Source organism: Pleomorphomonas sp. T1.2MG-36, from assembly GCF_950100655.1.
Classification (GTDB): Bacteria; Pseudomonadota; Alphaproteobacteria; order Rhizobiales; family Pleomorphomonadaceae; genus Pleomorphomonas.
The window spans coordinates 270842-290835 of sequence record NZ_CATNLY010000034.1 but is presented as its reverse complement, the minus strand read 5'-3'; the positions used below and the strand labels follow the sequence as shown (position 1 = coordinate 290835).

Annotated in this window: 19 protein-coding genes; 13 read left to right on the top strand and 6 right to left on the bottom strand. The window is 66.3% G+C overall.

Features of this window, described 5'->3' with window-relative positions; translation table 11 throughout:
- The first annotated feature begins 121 nt into the window (after window positions 1-121).
- Entirely contained in the window at window positions 122-1144 is a 1023-nt protein-coding gene (locus QQZ18_RS17160; RefSeq protein WP_284542174.1) for a LacI family DNA-binding transcriptional regulator, read from the top strand.
- Window positions 1145-1327: 183 nt separating this feature from the next.
- On the top strand, window positions 1328-3811 hold the full coding sequence (locus QQZ18_RS17155) for a glycoside hydrolase family 2 protein (RefSeq protein WP_284542173.1): 2484 nt from the start codon (window positions 1328-1330) through the stop codon (window positions 3809-3811).
- A 101-nt stretch (window positions 3812-3912) separates the two neighbouring features.
- On the opposite strand, the gene QQZ18_RS17150 is transcribed toward QQZ18_RS17155, so the two are convergent.
- From QQZ18_RS17150 to QQZ18_RS17135, 4 genes are all read right to left on the bottom strand, one after another.
- Window positions 3913-4791, bottom strand: coding sequence for a 3-hydroxybutyryl-CoA dehydrogenase (locus QQZ18_RS17150; protein ID WP_284542172.1), 879 nt, complete (start codon window positions 4789-4791; stop codon window positions 3913-3915).
- Window positions 4792-4865: 74 nt separating this feature from the next.
- On the bottom strand, window positions 4866-5804 hold the full coding sequence (locus tag QQZ18_RS17145) for an electron transfer flavoprotein subunit alpha/FixB family protein (protein ID WP_284542171.1): 939 nt from the start codon (window positions 5802-5804) through the stop codon (window positions 4866-4868).
- A gap of 15 nt (window positions 5805-5819) precedes the next feature.
- Complete coding sequence (locus QQZ18_RS17140; protein WP_284542170.1) at window positions 5820-6569, bottom strand: electron transfer flavoprotein subunit beta/FixA family protein; 750 nt, start codon at window positions 6567-6569, stop codon at window positions 5820-5822.
- A 133-nt stretch (window positions 6570-6702) separates the two neighbouring features.
- Window positions 6703-9132: a TIGR02302 family protein gene (locus QQZ18_RS17135; RefSeq protein ID WP_284542169.1), complete on the bottom strand. Its 2430-nt coding sequence runs from the start codon at window positions 9130-9132 to the stop codon at window positions 6703-6705.
- Between the two features lie 202 nt (window positions 9133-9334).
- Between QQZ18_RS17135 and QQZ18_RS17130 the strand changes: the two genes are divergently transcribed.
- From QQZ18_RS17130 to QQZ18_RS17120, 3 genes are all read left to right on the top strand, one after another.
- Window positions 9335-10447, top strand: a complete 1113-nt coding sequence (locus QQZ18_RS17130; RefSeq protein ID WP_284542168.1) for a D-alanyl-D-alanine carboxypeptidase family protein — start codon at window positions 9335-9337, stop codon at window positions 10445-10447.
- 26 nt (window positions 10448-10473) lie between these two features.
- Complete coding sequence (locus QQZ18_RS17125) at window positions 10474-11664, top strand: CobW family GTP-binding protein (RefSeq protein ID WP_284542167.1); 1191 nt, start codon at window positions 10474-10476, stop codon at window positions 11662-11664.
- 315 nt (window positions 11665-11979) lie between these two features.
- Complete coding sequence (locus QQZ18_RS17120; protein ID WP_284542166.1) at window positions 11980-12234, top strand: hypothetical protein; 255 nt, start codon at window positions 11980-11982, stop codon at window positions 12232-12234.
- A 52-nt stretch (window positions 12235-12286) separates the two neighbouring features.
- Here QQZ18_RS17120 and tlpA read toward each other — a convergent pair whose 3' ends face one another.
- Window positions 12287-12946 carry a thiol:disulfide interchange protein TlpA gene (tlpA, locus tag QQZ18_RS17115; protein WP_284542165.1) on the bottom strand — a complete coding sequence of 220 codons (660 nt, stop codon included), beginning with the start codon at window positions 12944-12946 and terminating at the stop codon, window positions 12287-12289.
- Window positions 12947-12976: 30 nt separating this feature from the next.
- On the opposite strand from tlpA, the gene argH reads away from it, so the two are divergent.
- The 8 genes from argH (at window position 12977) to ureC (ending at window position 19527) form a co-directional block, all read left to right on the top strand.
- Window positions 12977-14356 (top strand): argininosuccinate lyase, encoded by a 1380-nt coding sequence (gene argH / locus QQZ18_RS17110; protein ID WP_284542164.1) that lies wholly within the window; start codon window positions 12977-12979, stop codon window positions 14354-14356.
- Window positions 14357-14398: 42 nt separating this feature from the next.
- Complete coding sequence (locus QQZ18_RS17105) at window positions 14399-14593, top strand: lipoprotein (RefSeq protein WP_284542163.1); 195 nt, start codon at window positions 14399-14401, stop codon at window positions 14591-14593.
- Window positions 14594-14603: 10 nt separating this feature from the next.
- Window positions 14604-15872: a diaminopimelate decarboxylase gene (gene lysA, locus QQZ18_RS17100; protein WP_284542162.1), complete on the top strand. Its 1269-nt coding sequence runs from the start codon at window positions 14604-14606 to the stop codon at window positions 15870-15872.
- 99 nt (window positions 15873-15971) lie between these two features.
- Window positions 15972-16832 (top strand): urease accessory protein UreD, encoded by an 861-nt coding sequence (locus QQZ18_RS17095; protein WP_284542161.1) that lies wholly within the window; start codon window positions 15972-15974, stop codon window positions 16830-16832.
- 14 nt (window positions 16833-16846) lie between these two features.
- Complete coding sequence (locus tag QQZ18_RS17090) at window positions 16847-17149, top strand: urease subunit gamma (protein ID WP_101290453.1); 303 nt, start codon at window positions 16847-16849, stop codon at window positions 17147-17149.
- Between the two features lie 4 nt (window positions 17150-17153).
- Complete coding sequence (locus QQZ18_RS17085) at window positions 17154-17405, top strand: DUF1272 domain-containing protein (protein ID WP_284542159.1); 252 nt, start codon at window positions 17154-17156, stop codon at window positions 17403-17405.
- 11 nt (window positions 17406-17416) lie between these two features.
- Window positions 17417-17722 (top strand): urease subunit beta, encoded by a 306-nt coding sequence (locus tag QQZ18_RS17080; protein ID WP_284542158.1) that lies wholly within the window; start codon window positions 17417-17419, stop codon window positions 17720-17722.
- A gap of 89 nt (window positions 17723-17811) precedes the next feature.
- Window positions 17812-19527: an urease subunit alpha gene (gene ureC, locus QQZ18_RS17075; RefSeq protein WP_284542157.1), complete on the top strand. Its 1716-nt coding sequence runs from the start codon at window positions 17812-17814 to the stop codon at window positions 19525-19527.
- 5 nt (window positions 19528-19532) lie between these two features.
- Here the strand turns inward: ureC and QQZ18_RS17070 are convergent, their stop codons facing one another.
- Window positions 19533-19937, bottom strand: a complete 405-nt coding sequence (locus QQZ18_RS17070) for a bleomycin resistance protein (protein ID WP_284542156.1) — start codon at window positions 19935-19937, stop codon at window positions 19533-19535.
- Window positions 19938-19994: the final 57 nt, after the last annotated feature.

The following is a 19994-nucleotide window of genomic DNA, read 5'->3' as shown; positions in this document are numbered from 1 at the left end:
CGGCAGTTTCCCGGCGATGATGGCACCGGCGGGCCGAGTTCAAAATCAAGAAAACTATCGACACGCTCGTCAAAATCGATATTGATCTGAGGTAATTGGCAGTCTCCGGAGTTGATCCAACGTGGGCGATGATCGTGCTCGGCTCAATCTGAAAAGTCTGGCCCGCCACCTTGATTTGTCGATTACAACCGTCAGTCGAGCGCTGCGCAATGGGCCCGAAGTCCGCAAAGAGACGATTGAGCGGGTTCAAAAGGCGGCCGCTGAGCTCGGCTACGTTCGCGACGTCGGCGGCCTGACGCTGAGAACCGGTCTTTCCTATTCCATCTGCGTACTGATGTCGGCTGTGCCGCCAGACGATATCGCCGACACCGGCTCGGTCGGCCTGCTTCAGGGCGTGCATGAAGTGGCCCAGGCGGCCGGCTACGCGGTGACCGCCGTGCCGCTGGCCCCCGGCGCCGATCCGATCGACGCGCTGAAGACCATCATCGACGGCCGTCGTGCCGATGGGCTGATCTTCGATCACACCCTGCCGATGGATCCGCGCGTCCGCTTCCTGCTGGAGCGTGATTTCCCCTTCGTCACCTTCGGTCGTACCGAGCTGTTCACGCCGCATGCCTGGTTCGACATCGACGACGAAGACGCCACCTACCGCGCGGTGCGGCATCTTCTGGCCAGTGGCTACCGCCGCATTTGCCTCATCAATCCGCCGACCGAGTTCATGTTCTCGCAATATCGGCAGCGCGGCTATCGCAAGGGCATGTCCGAGGCGGGCATAGAAGTCGATCCGCGCCTCATTCTTGACCTCGACCTCACCGCCCGGAAGACGCGCGCCTCGGTCAAGGACCTGATGCTGCAGGAGAGCCCGCCCGACGCCTTCATCTGCGTCAACGATATCACCTCGCTCGGCATGATGACCGGCCTTCGCGATATCGGCCTCGATCCTGCCGACTTCGGCTTCTGCGCGTCGACCACCACGCGCTTGATCGAATATGTCGAGCCGACGCCGGTGAGCTTCTATTTCCCGCTGCAGGAGGCTGGTCGCCGGCTGACGCGGCTGATGTTGCGCCGCCTCGAAGGCGAGACCGACATCAGCCAGTTGCAGGAACTGGCCGTCGCCGAAATGCACGTGCCGACACAGCGGTAATCATCTCTTTCGTGGCTGATGGGCATCGTCCGTCGTCTTCGGCGGCCGCGCCACGCAATCGTTTCGGTTGCCCGCCTGGGTTGGCCGGTCTATGTTGAAACGGTTCCCCCGCATTCACCGCTCTGCGGGGAACGGGACCTAAGTCCCGGAGGAGCAGCGGCTTCCGACATTCTTGAGATTTTCATGGCTGATCTCGTCAATCGCGCTTCCGCGAAGGATCTTGCGGGAAACTGGACGCTTCATGCGGCAGATGAATCGATTTCCGTGCCGTTTCCGCTCCCGGGCGATGCGTTATCGGCGCTGATTGCCGCTGGCATCCTTCCCGACCCCTATGTCGGAGAAAACGAACTCGTAGTGCGCTGGCCGGCCGAGCGCGACTGGATCGCCCGCCGCAGCTTCTCCATGGATGCCGAGGCGCTGGCCCATCCCTGGGCGATCTATGTCGACGGTCTCGATACCGTTGCCGAGGTGCGGATCAACGGCCAGATGGTGCTCGCCGCCGCCAACATGTTCCGGCCGCATCGGGCCGAGATCGGCGACGCGCTCCGCAGTGGCGACAACGTGATCGAAATTGTCTTCCGGTCCAACGTCGTCGCGGCGGCCGAGGCGGCTGCCAGGCAACCGTACGAGCAGCCCTATAGCGCGCAGATGCAGGCGACCCCGCACATCAACCTTCTGAGGAAGGTGCAGTGCCATGCGGGGTGGGACTGGAACATCGCCATGATGCCGTTCGGCCTCTATGGCGACATCCGCCTGGAACGCGCCGACCTGCCGACCGTCACCTATGTCCAGCATCGTCAGCGCCACGACGCGGCAACCGGTGCCGTCGATGTCGATATCGAGGTCCGCATCCAGGCGAAGGCGGCGTGTGAAGAGCTGCTCACCATCGAGCTCGGGGACGAGAAGGTCAGCCTTCAGGTCGCATGCCTGCCCGGCACCAGCGTTGCCGAAGCGACGCTGCATATCGACAATCCCCGCCTCTGGTGGCCGGTCGGGTCCGGAGAGCAGGCACTCTACGATCTGGCGGTCACGCTGGGCGGCGACACTCATCGGCAGCGGATCGGCCTCCGCCGCATCGAGGTGGTGATCAAGCGCGACGAGATCGGCGTGCCGCTGACGGTGCGCGTCAACGGGCTCGACCTGTTCTGCCGGGGCGCCAACTGGATTCCGGGCGATGCCTTGCCCTCGCGCATCACGCCGGAGGCGGTAAGGCCGCAGCTCGAGGACGCCGTCGCCGTCGGCATGAACATGCTGCGCGTCTGGGGCGGCGGCCAGTACGAGCCGGAGTGGTTCTACGATCTCTGCGACGAGCTCGGCATCCTGATCTGGCAAGACATGATGTTCGGCTGCGCGCTCTATCCGGCCGACAATGCCTTCCTCGCCGAGGTCGACCGGGAAATCGAGCATCAGATCCGCCGGCTGTCGCACCATGCCTCGATCGCCCTCTACTGCGGTGACAACGAGGTGATCGGCGCCCTGACGTGGTTCGAGGTGGCGCGCGCCAATCGCGACCGTTATCTCGTCGCCTACGATCGTCTGAACCGGACCATCGAGCTTGCCGTCGGCCGGGCCGAACCGGACCGGCTGTTCTGGCCGTCGTCTCCCTCGAAGGGGCCGATGGACTTCGGCGACGCCTGGAAGGCAGAGGGGTCTGGCGACCAGCACATGTGGGACGTCTGGCACGCCGGCAAGTCGTTCGCCGCCTATCGCGGGGTGCGGCCGCGTTTCGCTTCGGAATTCGGCTTCCAGTCCTTCGTGTCGTTGCCGACACTTCGCCGCTATATCGAGGAGGAAGACCTCGACATCGCCTCGCCGGCCATGGAGCTGCACCAGAAGAACGCGGGCGGCAACGCCCGCATCGTCGAGACCATCTCGCGCTATTTCCGCTTTCCGAAGAACTTCGAGAACGTGGTCTACCTCAGCCAGGTGCAGCAGGGCCTCGCCATGAAGACCGGCATCGATTTCTGGAGATCGATCAAGCCGGAGTGCATGGGTGCTCTCTACTGGCAGCTCAACGATACCTATCCCGTGGCGTCGTGGTCGTCGATCGAGTACGGCGGCCGCTGGAAGCTGCTGCATTCGATGGCGCGGCGGTTCTTCGCACCCATCAACGTGGTGGCCATTCCGTCGGCGGATACTTCCACGGTGGACCTGTTCGCGATCAACGACACGCCATCCGAGGTCGTGGTGGCCGGCAATGCGTTCTGGCTTTCCGTCGACGGTGCCCGCCGGCCGGCCGGCGAGTTCATGAAGACGGTGCCGACCGATCGGGCCATCCTGCTCCTGTCGGTGCCCGCCAACGGCAGCCCCGACGAGGTGCTGGCGTTCACCTGGCGAGATCCGGCGGGGGAGCATTTCGACCATCATGCCGTGTCGCCCTACAAGGCGCTGCGTCTCCGCGATCCGGGCCTCGTCGTCGAGGCGACGAAGCTTGGCGCTGGGGAGTGGAGTTTCACGATCACCGCCACCACGCCGGCCTTCTATGTGTCGCTCGAAACGGACCCCTATGGCGTCTTCTCCGACAATGCCCTTCTCGTGACGCCCGACGAGCCGGTCAAGATCACTTGGACGTCGCGGTCGGGTGACGTCGATCCCGTGGACAGCCTCGTGGTGCGCAATCTCCACTCAAGCTACCGGCCGAGCGAAACGGTCATCCGCCGGGTCTGATCAGAGCCGTTCCAGCAAAAAGCAACCGCTCGCCCTGTTTTCCCAAGAGTTGGGGCAGGGCGAGCGGTTTGTGACGTCTGAAATGGTCGAAAGGCGCTGGTTCAGCGCGTCGGCATCGGTGTCGGTCCGCGGTAGTCGTAAAAGCCGCGCTGCGTCTTGCGCCCCAACCAGCCGGCCTCGACATACTTCACCAGAAGCGGGCAGGGCCGGTACTTGCTGTCGGCGAGGCCGTCGTGCAGCACCTGCATGATCGAGAGGCAGGTGTCGAGACCGATGAAGTCGGCAAGCTGCAGCGGCCCCATCGGGTGATTGGCGCCGAGCCGCATGGCCGTATCGATGGAATCCACCGTGCCCACGCCCTCGTAGAGCGTGTAGATCGCCTCGTTGATCATGGGCAGCAGGATGCGGTTGACCATGAAGGCGGGGAAGTCCTCGGAGACGGCAACCGTCTTGCCGAGCTTCGAGACGAAATTGCGCGCGGCCTCGAAGGTCTCGTCCTCGGTGGCGATGCCGCGCACCAGTTCGACCAGCTGCATCACCGGAACGGGATTCATGAAATGGATGCCGATGAAGCGCTCGGGCCGGTCGGTCGACGCGGCTAGGCGGGTGATGGACACCGACGAGGTATTGGTGCCGATCATCGCTTCGGGCTTCAGCTCGGGACAGAGCTGGGAGAGCGCCTTGCGCTTGATGGTTTCGTTCTCCGTCACCGCCTCGATGACGAGATCGGTATCGGCGAAGCCTTCGAGGTCGGTCAACAGCTTGATGCGGGACAGCGCCTCGCGACGCTGCTCCTCGGTGATCTTCTTGGAGGCAACCTGACGGGCGAGGTTGGCCGAAACGACGTTGAGGCACGCCTCCAGCCGATCGCGGGCAATGTCGTAGAGCCCGACGTCGAGACCCCCCAGAGCGCAGACATGCGCGATGCCGGAGCCCATCTGACCTGCGCCCATGACGCCGACCGACCTGATTTCTACCATTGAAGTCCTCGAGCCTCCCCGGGGCGCGACCGGAACCACGGCGTGCCCTGTGACAAGTACCGGATCATTCTATCTCAACCGAGGGCTTTCGTCAGCTCCGGCACGAGTTCGAACAGGTCGCCGACGAGACCGTAATCGGCCACCTGGAAGATCGGCGCCTCCGCATCCTTGTTGATGGCGACGATCACCTTGGCGTCCTTCATGCCGGCGAGATGCTGAATGGCGCCGGATATGCCGATGGCGACGTAAAGCTCGGGCGATACCGCCTTGCCGGTCTGACCGACCTGCCAGTCGTTGGGGGCATAGCCGGCATCCACGGCGGCACGGCTGGCGCCAACCGCCGCGCCGAGCCGATCGGCCAGCGGCAGCAGCAGCGCCTTGAACTGCTCCTCGGAGCCGAGGGCACGGCCGCCCGACACCACGACCCGCGCCGCGGTGAGTTCCGGCCGATCGGTCGCCGAGAAGACATCGCCGACGAAGGACGAAAGGCCCGGATCGGCCGGCACGGCGACGGCCTCGATCGGAGCCGGTGCGCGGTCTTCGGCCGGCACGGCCCGGAAGGAGGCGGTGCGGACGGTGACGAGCTTGATCGCGTCGGCGGATCGCACGGTGAGGATAGCATTGCCGGCATAGGTCGGCCGCTCGAAGGTGTCGGGCGCCAGCACGGCCGTGATGTCCGAGATCTGCATGACGTCGAGCAGCGCAGCGGCACGCGGCAGGGCGTTCTTGAACGTGGAGGTCGACGGCGCCAGCACCGCCGCGTAGGCAGGGGCGAGCGCCACGATCAGGGCGGCGAGCGGCTCGGCAAGGCCATGTTCGAGCGCCGGCGCCTCGGCGGTCAACACACGGCTGACGCCCTTGAGCCGGGCTGCCTCGGCGGCAGCGGCGGAAACGCCGTCGCCAGCCACCAGGACGTGAATGTCGTCGCCGATGGCTAGAGCCGCGCTGAGCGCCTTCAGGGTGGCGTCCTTGAGGGTGGCGCCGTCATGGGCGGCAAGGAGAAGGGTGGTCATATTCGCAGGCCTTTCTCAGAGCACGCCGGCTTCGGTCTTCAGGCAGTCGATCAGTTCGGCGACCGAGGCAAGGCGCCGGCCGGCCGGGCGAACCGGCGGCTCGGCGGTCTTCAGCACCGTCAGGCGGGGCGTGAGGTCGACGCCGTATTGCGCGGCCGGCCTAAAGTCGATCGGCTTTTTCTTGGCCTTCATGATGTTCGGCAGCGAGGCATAGCGCGGCTCGTTGAGGCGCAGATCGGCGGTGACCACGGCCGGCAACGCGAGGCGTACGGTCTGCAGGCCGCCGTCGACCTCGCGCGTCACCTCTATGCCGCCGTCGCCGAGAGCGATCTTGGAGGCAAAGGTGCCCTGCGACCAGCCGAGCAGGGCGGACAGCATCTGGCCGGTCTGGTTGCTGTCGTCGTCGATGGCTTGCTTGCCGAGGATGACGAGGCCCGGTGCTTCCTCGACGACGATCGCCTTCAGGAGCTTGGCGACGGCGAGCGGCTCGACGGTGCCCTCCGCTTCGAGGACGATGCCCCGGTCGGCGCCCATGGCGAGCGCGGTCCGCACCGTTTCCTGCGCTTCCTTCGGTCCGATCGACACGGCGACGACTTCGCTGGCAATGCCGGCTTCGCGCAGGCGCAGCGCTTCCTCGACGGCGATCTCGTCGAAGGGGTTCATCGACATCTTGACGTTGGCGAGATCGACGCCGGAACCGTCGGCCTTGACGCGGATGTTGACGTTGTAGTCGACCACCCGTTTCACGGGCACCAGAATCTTCATCGGGACCATCTCTCCGGACCAATGGAACGAACGCCGAAACGGCCTGCAACGGGCGGATTTCGGGGCGCGAAGCGTGACCGTAGCGGCCGCCCGCGTCGTCGTCAACGGCGGGTTGCGCGGGGTGCGGGCCGTCTCAGAAGGGCGCGATCAGCCGGCGAAGATAGTCGAGTTCGAGTGCCGGGCGGCTCGGATCGGCGTAGCGGCGACGAAGCTCCTCCAAAAGCCGGCGAGCCCGCTGCACCTCGATTTCGCCCGGAACCTTGGTGTCGCCGCCGAAGTCGGGGCCGCGTCGTCCGGTCGGCCGGCCAAGCGGATCGGTACCGCCTTCGCGCACGCCGGCGGTGCCCTGTCCCTGGCCGCGCATCATCTCTCGCGCGCCGCGCCGAAGGGCATCGAGAGCCGCGCCCTGATTGCCAACCGCCGATTCGGCGTCGCCGGATCCTAGACTGCGACCGGCCTCCTGCATGGCGCGGCCGGCTCCTTCAAGCCCTTTTTGACCCTCTTCTCCACCGCTCTGGGCGCCCTTGGACAAGCGGGACATCAGGTCCTCCAGGCGACGGGACAGTGCCGATTGTTCGCGCTGGAGATCTTCGAGGGCCTGCTGGTCGCCGCTGTCGTCACCGAACTCTTCGCCGGTATAGCCATCCGGGGTCAGCTTGTGAGTGCGGTTTTGCAGTTCCTGCTGTCGCCGGATGATGTCGGCCAGTTCGTCGAGCGTCGGGTCGCTGGCGCCGCCGGCCTGGGGGCGGGCGAACTGCAGACCTGAGAGAATGTCGTCGAGCTGCGACAGAAGCTCGTTGGCGGCGTCGCGTTCTCCGAGCTGCCCCAACTCGCGCATGCGGTCGATGAGCTTCTTGAGGTCGTCGCCGGTAACCCGCTCGCCACCATTCTGGCCGAGCTCGCCGAGGCGGGAAGGATCGCCTGCCGCCGCTTCGGCCATCGCCTTGAGGTACTCGTCGAGGGCGGCCTTGAGCTCCTCCGTGAGGCGGGCGATTTCTTCGGGCGACGCGCCGCTTTCCAGGGCCTTCTTCAGCGCTTCGCGGGCGTCGGCGAGCCGTTCCGCCGCGGGCGAGGAGTCGCCTGCCTCGATGGCGAGCGCCATCTGCCAGAGATAGTCGAGCACCGGCTTGAGCTGGGCGTCGTCGCGGGCAAGCAGGATGCGGTTGCGGGCGACGCGCAGCCCGATGATCTGACCGGGGCGGTCGATGAAGGCGGCGCCGAGGTCGCCCAGCGTCTCGAAGGTCCCGGCCACAGCCTTTGCCTGCCGGGCGTCGGATGCCAGCAGGCGGCGTTGCTCGACGATGGCGGCGGCCAGCGGATTGCGGAACGGACGGGATGGCAGATCGATGAGGAGGGGTGCCGTTTCGGCCACCTGGCCGGCGTCGTCGCGCGCTTCGAGGACAAGGCGGGCCCGACCTCCGGCCAGAGGATGGGCCGTGAGATCCGAGGTTGCGACCGCCCGGTCCTCGCCACGGCGCGGCAGGCCCAGCGACAGGTCGGGCAGCGCCACGAGCGGTCGGGCGCCTTCGTCCACCTCGGCCGTCAGCATGGCCCGAGCGGCGGCGACGCGGTAGTCGTCGGTGACCGAATAGGCGAGGCGGAGTGCACCACGCGCCGTGGCCGCCGGTTGCTCGACGAGGCGTATGGTGGGCGGGGCATCGGTCTTGACGGTGATCGGCAGTTCAATGGCCGGCAGGTCGTCGCCCGTCAGGGACAGGCTGCCCGAGGCGGCGAGGCGATGTTCGTAGGCTGTCTGGCCCTGGGCGGGCGCATGCCCTTCGAGTGGCATCGGCGGTCGCCCCTCGTTGGCGAAGGCGACCGTTGGCGAGCCGACACCGGCGAGCCGTATGGCGAGCGTGGTTCCGGCCGGCAGCGTGACGGCCGAAACGTCCGGCAGGACGACGGCGCCGTTGGTCGTCGTCACCAATGCGCGGGGCGACTGGCCGGTATAGCTCGGCGGGTTCGCCCAGACGTCGACGCGAATATCGGACGGCGCGGCCAGCGGCGGCCGAAAGACGGAGGTGACCGATCCAAGGTGATCGGACGTGGCGAAGAAGCCGACGACCACCAGCAGGAACACGGCTGCCCTGACCGCATAGGGATCGGCCCGGTCGAGGCGCGGCGATGGCAGGCGGACTCTCAGGCCTTGGAGGCTGGCCGCGAGACGACGGCGGTGGGCCTGCCACAAGGCCTCGGCCAGAGCGTCTCCCGTCGTCGACGGGCTGTCCAGGAATGCACTGAGTGGACGATGCGGAACGCCGCGTTCGAGACGGTCGGCCGCCTGCCGCCGGTTGGGCCAGCTCGTTCTCAGGAGATGGATGATGCTGGCCAGGAGGATCGCGACGAAAACCCCGGCCGCTGCAAGGCGAAGGGTGGCCGGCAGCCGTTCGAATGCGCCAAGCCACGCAAGGGCGACAAACGCGCCGAGCACCGATAGCGTCAGAGCGAGGCGCGGCCACAGGCGTTCCCAGACAAGCGACAGTCCGGCGAGCCGCACGGCACGCGCGGTGGCCGGCGGCAAGTCGGCTTCCCGGTCGGTGGGCCGGTGCGGTCCTTCAGTCATCGAGCCTTTCCCCGGCGGCGGTGTCGTCTGTGTCGTTCCGATCACTTTAGGCGGGAATTGGGTCGAAGATAAGGGTGTCGCCGCATTCTGGCCGCCTTCGCGGCACATCCGAAAAGGGCCGGTCGTCTCGCGCCTTTGCGGAGACCACGACCTTCGGCTAAAATCATCCGTCCGTTGACGACTGTTTTTCGGGAAGAATGCCTTGCCGACGATTTACGGCCCGCGTGGCCGCGCCCGCCGCCTTTTCGGTCTCGCCGTTGCGCTGCCGCTGCTCCTGAACCTCGCCGGTGGCGCGGCTGCCGCGCCCTATCTCGCCGTCGACCTCGCCACCGGCGCGGTGCTGGCCGAGAATCAGAGCTTCGATCCCTGGTATCCCGCCTCGATCACCAAGCTGATGACCGTCTACGTGACGCTGTCGGCCATCAAGTCCGGCGAGATCCGGGGCGACTCGGGCGTGGTGATGACGCCGGCCTCGACGCGCGAACAACCTTCCAAGATGGGGTTCAAGCCGGGCACGGTGCTCACGATCGATACGGCGCTCCGAATCATCATGGTGAAGTCGGCCAACGACGTCTCCTATGCGCTGGCCGAGCGGGTCGGGGGCAGCCTCCAGGGGTTCGTCGCCCGCATGAACGGCGCGGCGCGGTCGCTCGGCATGATCAACACGCGTTTTTCCAACGCCAATGGTCTGCCTGATCCCAACCAGTGGACCACGGCTCGCGACTACGCTCTCCTCGCCCGCGTCCTGCTCAAGGATTTTTCCGGTTACCGCGAGCTCTATCGGACGACGGCGCTGTCGCTCGGCGGCAAGATCATCCAGAACCACAACAACCTGCTCGAACGCTACCCGGGCGCCGACGGCATGAAGACCGGGTTCATCTGCTCGTCGGGCTTCAACGTGGTGGCGACGGCGACCCGCAACGGCCGGCAGATCCTGACCATCGTGCTCGGCGGCAAGACGGCGCGGGAGCGCGACGAACTGGCGGCCAGCCTGCTTGAGGCGTCGTTCCGGACGCCGGCGACCGCTGCGTCGGTGACGATCGATCGGCTTGCGCCCCGTGGGCCGGTGGCCGCCGCCGTTGCCGACATGCGCGACCTCGCCTGTCCCAAACGCAAGAAGGGGGCGAAGGCGCCGGTCGGCGAGGATCTCGGCGACGGTGACGATCAGCCAGCCAGCTATCTCGTGCCGCGCTTCAAGGTGATGGATCCGATTCCCATCAGCCTCGGCGGCGCCAGCGACATGCCGGATCCGGTCGAGCCGGCCGTCGCGACGACGGTTGACGTTCCCCTGCCGCTGCCCAAGCCTGCCCGTTGATACCCATCACAAGAGGACGTTGCACAGTGCCGGAAGTCGACCGTCAGCGCGGGCCCAAGCCCGCCATTCCCGTTACCGTCGTCACCGGCTTTCTCGGCGCTGGAAAGACCTCGCTGCTCAACCGGTTGGTGCGGGATCCGGCGTTGGCCGGAACCGGCTTCATCATCAACGAGTTCGGCGAAATCGGCATCGACCATCTCCTGGTCGAAGCGGCCGATGACGGCATCGTCGAGCTGTCGTCGGGGTGCCTTTGCTGCACGGTGCGCGGCGAACTGGTGACGACGCTCGAGAACTTCCTGCGTGGGCTCGACAACGGCCGCATCGAGACGTTGAGCCGCATCGTCATCGAGACGACCGGCCTTGCCGATCCGGTGCCGGTGCTGGCGACGCTCACCGCCCATCCCTACCTGTCGCTGCGTTACGCCATCGACGGGGTCATCACCGTGGTCGATGCCGTCAACGGCGGCCGAACACTCGACGAGCACGAGGAAGCGGTGAAACAGGTTGCCGTGGCCGACCGGCTGGTCATCGCCAAGGCCGATCTTCCCGAGGGTGCTGCGCGGCTTCCTGCCTTGGCGCGCCGGCTTGCAACGCTCAACCCCGGTGCGCCGCTGGTCGATGCGGCCACGGCCGCGCCGGCCGATCTGCTCAGCTGCGGCCTCTACGATCCCGCGACCAAGACCGCCGACGTCCGTCGCTGGCTCAACGCCGAGGCCTTTGAAGGCGCCGACCACCATCATCACGATCACGATTGCTCCGGCGGGTCCTGCGACCATCCGAGCCATCATCACCACGACGGGCACCACCACCATGAGGAGGGCAGCCGGCATGACGGCGTCTCGGCCTTCTCGCTGGTGTCCGACGGGGCGCTTCCGGCCGGGGCGCTCGAAATGTTCCTTGAGCTCCTGCGCGCCGCGCATGGCCCGAAGCTGCTGCGGCTCAAGGGGGTGGTCCGGCTCGCCGAAGATCCCGAACGGCCCCTGGTGGTACATGCCGTTCAGGAGCTGTTCCATCCGCCGGTTCGCCTCCCCGCCTGGCCGGATGCCGATCGGCGGACGCGGCTCGTCTTCATCACCCGCGACCTCGCCGAGGAGGAGATCAAGCGCCTGTTTGACGCCTTCGCCGGGGTTCTTGCGCCCGACACGCCCGACCGGCATGCCATGACCGACAACCCGCTGGCGCTCTCGGGCTTTACGCCGCCGTCGCGTCGCGCCTGATCGCATCCGGCTATGCGTGATTTCGCTTAGAAAAGGGTGCCGTTGGAAAACCGCGGGTTTCTCTTTTCAAGCCGACGTGCAAGCGATTAACAGTTTATCCACAAACTTGTAAAAACGGCTTTCGTGTTAGAATTAACTATGGTGTTGGTGCATCTATCTTTTTTCATTATGTTTTTCGGTGTGAACGAGTAACGGCAAGCTTGCAGCGAAGCGGTGTTAATGCTCCGTTAACCATATTGGTTCGATCCTCGGAACCGGAGTGGTCGGGTGCCCTGGGGCGCGCTACGAACTCCCGACCAAGACGGGATTGAGAACGTGCTGACAACCCTTGCAAAGCCGGAGTCGTTCCTGTTTTCCTGGACGGATGGAGACCACGCCGTGGTCGTCCGTATCGTGGAAGCTTCGCATCAGCGAGCCGTGGCCCGTTTCCAGGCGATGAGCACAACCGAACGTCGCAAGGCCATCGTCAGCCGTGTCGAAGGACATGACATCGACCATCTCGAGCGCTTCGCCGAGTGGTTCGAACGCTTTCTGCCGCGCCTCGGCTTTGCCGGCCGCAGCCACGCCTGAAACACTTGCCGCGGCGGTCGCTTTTCGGTCCGGTTGAGAGATCCGCGATCGTCTATGGCTTCCCGGATTGCGTTTCGTCAGGCTTCGCCGCGGCATCGATCAGCGCCAGAGCGGCAGGGGAGTCCCATTTCGCGGGGCCGGCCAGCGAGGCCAGGGCGCAGCCGCTTCGATCCACCACGAAGGTGGTCGGCAGACCCAGCACCAAGCCGCGCGTTTTCAAATCATTGAAGGTTCGCATCTCCGGATCGCGCAAGTCGACGAGCGACGTGGCTCCGATATCGTTCAGGAAGCGCGTCGGCTTGTCGGGGCCGCCCACGTCGACGTTGAGCGCCACCACCGAAAAATCGGGGCCGCCCCGCTTCTCCTGAAGTGCCTGTAGATGCGGCATTTCGGTGCGGCAGGGCACGCACCAAGTGGCCCACATGTTGAGGACGAGCGTTTGGCCGGCGAAGTCGGCAAGGCGGCGCTCGCCACCGTCGGCGGTACGCAGGACCAGATCGGAAAGGTCGGCCGGCACGTCGGCTGGCAGCAAGGCGGCGAGATCGCCGGTGGCAAGCGGTTTCAGCGTCGCCGCCTTCGCCGCCGCGACGGCGCAGCGGCCGCCGCCGCTCTCGACAGCGCCCCTCTCCGTCACGTATACCGCAGCAAGGCCGGCGGCCACCGCGACGATCGCAATCGCAGCGAAGACGGGGCGGGAAGGCTTGAACGGCATCGACCGATCCTCGTTCCTGGAGTGGACCCAATGAGCAACCGCATGTGGGGCGGCCGGTTTTCGGCTGGACCGTCCGCGATCATGGAGGAGATCAACGCCTCCATCGACTTCGACCGGAAGCTCTACGCCCAGGATATCGCCGGCTCCAAGGCGCACGCCGAAATGCTCGCCGCCCGCGGCATCATATCCGCCGACGACGCCGGCAAGATCGCCGAAGGCCTCGATACGATCAAGGCGGAAATCGACGGCGGCACTTTCACCTTCTCGCGAGCCCTCGAGGACATCCACATGAACGTGGAGTCGCGCCTCAAGGATCTGATCGGCGCGGCCGCCGGACGCCTTCATACCGCCCGTTCGCGCAACGACCAGGTGGCGACCGACTTCCGTCTGTGGGTGCGCGACACGCTCGACCACGTCGACGGTCAGCTGGCCGACCTGATGCGGGCGCTCGTCAAGCGGGCCGGCGAGCATGCCGATACGGTGATGCCCGGCTTCACGCATCTCCAGTCGGCCCAGCCGGTCACCTTCGGTCACCACCTGATGGCCTATGTCGAGATGCTGGCGCGCGATCGCGGCCGCGTGCAGGACGCGCGACGGCGGCTCAACGAGTGCCCGCTCGGTGCGGCGGCGCTGGCCGGTACCTCGTTCCCGATCGACCGCCACATGACGGCGGCGAGCCTCGGCTTCGACCGCCCGACCGCCAATTCGCTCGACAGCGTCTCCGACCGCGACTTCGCGCTCGAGGCGATGGCGGCGGCGTCGATCATCGCGGTGCATCTGTCGCGTCTTGCGGAAGAGATCGTCATCTGGTCGTCGGCGCAGTTCGGCTTCGTGCGTCTGTCGGACGCTTTCTCGACGGGCTCGTCGATCATGCCGCAGAAGCGCAACCCGGATGCCGCCGAACTGGTGCGTGCCAAGGCCGGCCGCATCATCGGCGACATGAACGCGCTTCTCATCATCATGAAGGGGCTGCCGCTCGCCTACCAGAAGGACATGCAGGAAGACAAGGAGCAGGCCTTTGACTGCTTCGAGAGCCTGTCGCTGGTGCTCGCCGCGATGACCGGCATGGTCGACGACCTCGTGCCGAACGTCGCTCGCATGGCGGCCGCCGCCGGCTCGGGCTTCTCCACCGCCACCGATCTCGCCGACTGGCTGGTACGGGTGCTTGGCTTGCCGTTCCGCGACGCCCACCATGTCACGGGGCGTCTGGTGGCGATCGCCGCCGAGCGCGGCATCGAGCTGGCCGATATCCCGCTCGCCGACATGAAAACGGTGCATGACGGCATCACCGAAGCGGTCTACGATGTGCTCACCGTCGAGAATTCCGTCCGTAGCCGCACGTCGCACGGCGGCACGGCGCCCGACAAAGTGAGGGCGGAAGTGAAGCGCTGGACGGCGCTCCTCGCTTGAGGATGGCTTGAACTGCGTCGGGGCAAACGGATCGAGGACAATATGGTGCTGCGTCTCGGGATGATAATGCTGATGGTCGGCCTCGCGGTGACCGGCTGCGGTCGGAAAGGATCGCTCGAAGCGCCGAAATCGACGGCCGAGGCGGCAGTTCCCTCGACCAACGATCCTGGGGCGGTGAAGCCCGCCCAGGAGCCGGCCAAGCCCGACAAGCCTTTCATCCTCGACGGTCTCATCTGAGGGGGTCCGGTTGCATCACTTCAATTATCGCGACGGCGTGCTGCATGCCGAGGGTGTCGCCGTGCCCGCCATCGCAGCCGCGGTCGGAACGCCCGTCTACATCTATTCCTCGGCCACCATCGCTCGCCACTTCCGGGTGTTCCGGGAGGCGTTGGCCGACGAGCGGTCGCTCGTCTGCTATGCGCTGAAGGCCAACTCCAATCAGGCGGTGATCGGAACGCTGGCCCGCCTTGGCGCCGGTGCCGACGTCGTCTCCGAGGGCGAGCTGCGCCGGGCGCGCGCCGCCGGCATTCCGGCCGACAAGATCGTCTTTTCCGGCGTTGCCAAGTCGGTGCGCGAAATCGAATACGCGCTTGCCGAAGGCATCAAGTGCTTCAACGTCGAGAGCGAACCCGAGCTCGAACGCCTGTCGGCCGTGGCGACCCGCCTTGGCCGCGTGGCGCCGGTGTCGCTGCGCATCAATCCCGATGTCGACGCCCGCACCCATGCCAAGATTTCCACCGGCAAGGCCGAGGACAAGTTCGGCATTCCCTGGAAGGAAGCCGTGCAGGTCTACGCCCGTGCCGCGGCGCTGCCGGGACTTGCAGTCGCCGGCATCGACATGCACATCGGTTCGCAGATCACCGACCTCGAGCCCTTCGATGCGGCCTTCGGTCGGCTTGGCGAACTGGTTGCCGCCCTGCGCGCCGCCGGACACAGCATTCACCACGTCGATCTCGGCGGTGGCCTGGGTATTCCCTATAAGGCCGACAATATGCCGCCGCCGCATCCGGCCGCCTATGTCGAGGTGGTGCGCCGGCATACCCGATCGCTCGACTGCGAGGTGCTGATCGAGCCGGGCCGCTTCATCGTCGGCAATGCCGGCATCCTCGTCACCGAGGTGCAGTATGTGAAGCGCGGCAAGGCGAAGACCTTCGTCATCGTCGACGCCGCCATGAACGATCTGGTGCGGCCGACCCTTTACGACGCTTATCACGAGATCAAGCCGGTCGAGGAACGCCCGGCCGGCGCCGATCTGGAAAAGGTCGACGTGGTCGGGCCGGTCTGCGAAAGCGGCGACTATCTGGCGCGCGATCGCAACCTGCCGGTGGCGCGGCCGGGCGAACTGCTCGCCGTGTTCTCGGCCGGCGCCTATGGTGCCGTTCAATCGGGCACCTACAACTCCCGCCTTCTGGTGCCGGAAGTCCTGGTGGATGGCGATCGGTGGGCGGTGGTGCGCCCGCGCCCGTCCTACGACGACCTGATCGGCCTCGATCATGTGCCGGATTGGCTGATTTAGCGCCTCACATGCCCAAGTTTTAGGCTCGCCGGTTGGCGGGCCTTTTGCCACATTGCCGGGCAGTTGCCGCGCCGGTTGGCGCGGCGTGGGGAGCCCGCCGTGTCGACCGCCGTGTCGCTTCAGACAGAAATGCCCCGGCTCGAAAGGGCCGATGGGGTGGCGCGTGTCGCCTTCGCCTTGCGGCGGATCGGCGAGCGCGAGGAGACGCGGCTGGCCGATCTCTTCCAGGACGGTTCGGCCAAGGTGCGTCTGCCGAAGGTCTACGACGGATCGGGGCCGGCCGCCGTCTTCCTGAACAGCGCCGGCGGCGTCACCGGCGGCGATCACCTTAGCTTCGAGGCATGCTTCGGCGCGGGAACGACGGCGACCGTCACCACCCAGGCCGCCGAACGCATCTATCGGCGTGCCGATGGCGTCGGCCATATCGATAACCGACTGATCGTCGAGGCCGGCGCGACTGCCCACTGGCTGCCGCAGGAAACCATCGTCTTCGACGGCGCCGGCCTCCGCCGTCGCCTCGACGTGGACCTCGCCGGCGATGCCCGCCTCGTCGCCGCCGAAAGCATCGTGCTCGGCCGGACCGCCATGGGCGAAGAGGTGACGTCGGTCGATCTCGCCGATCACTGGCGCGTCCGTCGTGGCGGTCGGCTGATCTACGCCGATGCCCTGCGCCTTTCGGGCGACAGCCGGGCCACTCTGTCCGGCGGCGCTACCGGGCGCGGTGCCCGTGCCTTTGCCAGCGTTCTGGTGGCAACATCTGACGCCGCGTCTCGGCTCGACGGTGCCCGCGAGCTGATCGCGGCGCTGACCGTGGACGGTATCGAGGCGGGTGCATCCGCCTTCGAAGGCCTTATGTCCATACGCTGTCTTGCCCTTGACGGCCGCCTTCTGCGGACCATTGTCGAACCCCTGATCGAAACCCTCACCGGCCGGCCGCTGCCGCGCGCCTGGTCGATCTGAGACGAGGAAAACCGATGAACCTGACGCCGCGCGAAAAGGACAAGCTGCTTGTCAGCCTCGCCGCCATGGTGGCCCGCAACCGCCTCGAACGGGGCGTCAAGCTCAACCATCCCGAAGCGGTGGCCCTCATCACCGACTACGTGGTGGAGGGTGCGCGCGACGGTCGCACGGTGGCCGAACTGATGGCCGGCGGCGCCACCGTCCTGCGCCGCGAACAGGTGATGGAAGGAATCGCCGAGATGATCCACGACGTGCAGGTGGAGGCGACCTTCCCCGACGGCACCAAGCTCGTCACCGTCCACGAACCGATCAGGTGAGACCATGGCGCTTGAGCTTCGTCCCAACTGCGAATGCTGCGACCGCGATCTGCCGCCGGCCGCCGAGGCCTACATCTGCTCCTTCGAGTGTACCTGGTGCCCCGACTGCGCAACCGGCGTGTTGAGCGGCATCTGTCCCAATTGCGGCGGCGAACTGGTGCGCCGGCCGGTGCGCCCGGAGGGCAAGCTTGCCGCCAATCCGGCTTCCACCGTCCGCGTCTTCAGGGCAGAGCCCTGTTCGCCCCGCGCCGCCTGAAAGGAACGACCATGATCCCAGGTGAAGTCATCCCCGAGGCCGGCGACATCGAGCTCAACGCCGGCCGCCCGACGCTGGTGCTGGACGTCGCCAACTCCGGCGACCGGCCGGTGCAGGTCGGCAGCCACTATCATTTCGCCGAGACCAATCCGGCGCTGATCTTCGATCGCGACAAGGCGCGCGGTTTCCGCCTCGACATTCCCGCCGGCACGGCCGTTCGCTTCGAGCCCGGTCAGAGCCGGTCGGTGACCTTGGTGCCCTATGCCGGTAAGGGCGAGGTCTACGGTTTCCGCCAGGCGGTGATGGGAAAGCTCTGAGCGCCCGGCATTCGCCGATCCATTCTCGGTTCGACCGCGAGGCGGCCGGACATCAAAGCTTCAAGCTGTTCTCTTCGGGAGACTGACAGATGCCCTACCGCATGTCCCGCTCCGCCTATGCCGACATGTTCGGTCCCACCGTCGGCGACAAGGTGCGCCTCGCCGACACCGAACTGTTCGTCAAGGTGGAGAAGGATTTCACCATCTGCGGCGAGGAGGTGAAATTCGGCGGCGGCAAGGTGATCCGCGACGGCATGGGCCAGAGCCAGGCGAGCCGGGCCGAGGGCGCGGTCGACACCGTCATCACCAACGCGCTGATCATCGATCACTCGGGCATCTACAAGGCCGACGTCGGCATCACCGACGGTCGCATTTCGGGCATCGGCAAGGCCGGCAATCCGGACGTCCAGCCCGGCGTTACCATCATCGTCGGCCCCGGCACCGAGGCGATTGCCGGCGAAGGCAAGATCCTGACGGCCGGTGCGCTCGACACCCACATCCATTTCATCTGTCCGCAGCAGGTGGACGAGGCGCTCTATGCCGGCATCACCACCATGCTGGGTGGCGGCACCGGCCCGGCGACCGGCACGGCGGCCACCACCTGCACGCCCGGCCCCTGGCACATCGCGCGGATGATCGAGGCGGCCGAGGGGCTGCCGATGAACCTCGCCTTCTCCGGCAAGGGCAACGCCTCGCTGCCGGCGGCGCTTGTCGAACAGGTCAAGGCCGGTGCCTGCGGTCTGAAGCTGCACGAGGACTGGGGCACCACGCCGGCCGCCATCGACAACTGCCTCTCGGTGGCCGACGACTACGACGTGCAGGTGATGATCCACACCGACACGCTCAACGAAAGCGGCTTCGTCGAGGACACCATCGCCGCCTTCAAGGGGCGCACCATCCACGCCTACCACACCGAAGGAGCCGGCGGCGGCCACGCGCCCGACATCATCAAGGTGGCGGGCCTCTCCAACGTGCTGCCGTCGTCGACCAATCCGACGCGACCCTATACGCGCAACACGCTCGACGAGCACCTGGACATGCTGATGGTCTGCCATCACCTCGATGGCTCGATCCCCGAGGATGTCGCCTTCGCCGAGAGCCGCATCCGCAAGGAGACCATCGCGGCGGAAGACATCCTGCACGACATGGGCGCCTTCTCGATCATCTCCTCCGACAGCCAGGCCATGGGCCGCATCGGCGAGGTGATCATTCGTACCTTCCAGACGGCGCACAAGATGAAGGTGCAGCGCGGGGCGTTGCCCGAGGATGTCGGTACCGACGCCGACAACTTCCGCGTCAAGCGCTACATCGCCAAGGTGACCATCAACCCGGCCATCGCGCAGGGCCTTTCCAAGCATGTCGGCTCGGTCGAGGTGGGCAAGCTTGCCGATCTCGTGTTGTGGACGCCGGCCTTCTTCGGCGTGAAGCCGGACCTGGTACTGAAGATGGGCACCATCGCCGCCGCCGCCATGGGCGACCCCAATGCGTCGATCCCGACGCCGCAGCCGGTGCACTACCGTCCGATGTTCGGCGCCTTCGGCAAGGCGATGACCCGCTCGTCGGTCACCTTCGTCTCGCGCTATGCCTATGAGAACGGCATCAAGGAACGGCTGGGCCTCGACCGGGTGGTGCTGCCGGTCGAGAACACGCGCGGCGGCATTTCCAAGGCATCGCTGATCCACAACTCGGCGACGCCGGAGATCGAGGTCGACCCCGAGACCTACGAGGTCAGGGCCGACGGGGAGCTGCTCACCTGCGCGCCGGCCGATGTCCTGCCGATGGCGCAGCGCTATTTCCTGTTTTAAGGGGGCTAGCCGATGGCTTCGCAGAAGCGGAGGAGGTAGCCGTCCGGGTCGACGACGACGAACTGCCGCTGTCCTTCGCTGCGGTCGCCGACGCGATACCGCTTCTCTTCCAGATCGAGGACGAACGCACAGCCGGCCTCGCGCAGGCGGGTGTAGAGTTCCGTCACGTTCGTTATTTCGATCTGGAAGTTGATGCCTCGGCCGTAAGGATGTTCGAGGGGCGCCGGATGCCAGCGGCGGCCCGGCCCGAAAGTCTCTTCCATCATCAGTTCGGCGCCCTCGCGCTCGATATAGGCAAAGCGATCCTCGGGGCGCTGGTAGCGGATGCGAAAGCCGGCGAGACCGACATAGAAGGCCAAGGCGCGCTCGAGGTTATCGACGTTGAGTTCCGGAACGAGTTTCACCGTCATGTTCGCAGCCTTTCTCGAGCGCCTGGGGCACAGGTTGCCCCGATGCCCTTCCATGAT

Excerpts from the sequence above, each read along its gene's own strand:
- QQZ18_RS17155 (WP_284542173.1), top strand. The coding sequence starts at position 1,328 with ATGGCTGATCTCGTCAATCGCGCTTCCGCGAAGGATCTTGCGGGAAAC.
- QQZ18_RS17150 (WP_284542172.1), bottom strand. The coding sequence starts at position 4,791 with ATGGTAGAAATCAGGTCGGTCGGCGTCATGGGCGCAGGTCAGATGGGC.
- QQZ18_RS17145 (WP_284542171.1), bottom strand. The coding sequence starts at position 5,804 with ATGACCACCCTTCTCCTTGCCGCCCATGACGGCGCCACCCTCAAGGAC.
- QQZ18_RS17140 (WP_284542170.1), bottom strand. The coding sequence starts at position 6,569 with ATGAAGATTCTGGTGCCCGTGAAACGGGTGGTCGACTACAACGTCAAC.
- QQZ18_RS17135 (WP_284542169.1), bottom strand. The coding sequence starts at position 9,132 with ATGACTGAAGGACCGCACCGGCCCACCGACCGGGAAGCCGACTTGCCG.
- tlpA (WP_284542165.1), bottom strand. The coding sequence starts at position 12,946 with ATGCCGTTCAAGCCTTCCCGCCCCGTCTTCGCTGCGATTGCGATCGTC.
- argH (WP_284542164.1), top strand. The coding sequence starts at position 12,977 with ATGAGCAACCGCATGTGGGGCGGCCGGTTTTCGGCTGGACCGTCCGCG.
- QQZ18_RS17105 (WP_284542163.1), top strand. The coding sequence starts at position 14,399 with ATGGTGCTGCGTCTCGGGATGATAATGCTGATGGTCGGCCTCGCGGTG.
- QQZ18_RS17090 (WP_101290453.1), top strand. The coding sequence starts at position 16,847 with ATGAACCTGACGCCGCGCGAAAAGGACAAGCTGCTTGTCAGCCTCGCC.
- QQZ18_RS17085 (WP_284542159.1), top strand. The coding sequence starts at position 17,154 with ATGGCGCTTGAGCTTCGTCCCAACTGCGAATGCTGCGACCGCGATCTG.
- QQZ18_RS17080 (WP_284542158.1), top strand. The coding sequence starts at position 17,417 with ATGATCCCAGGTGAAGTCATCCCCGAGGCCGGCGACATCGAGCTCAAC.
- ureC (WP_284542157.1), top strand. The coding sequence starts at position 17,812 with ATGCCCTACCGCATGTCCCGCTCCGCCTATGCCGACATGTTCGGTCCC.
- QQZ18_RS17070 (WP_284542156.1), bottom strand. The coding sequence starts at position 19,937 with ATGACGGTGAAACTCGTTCCGGAACTCAACGTCGATAACCTCGAGCGC.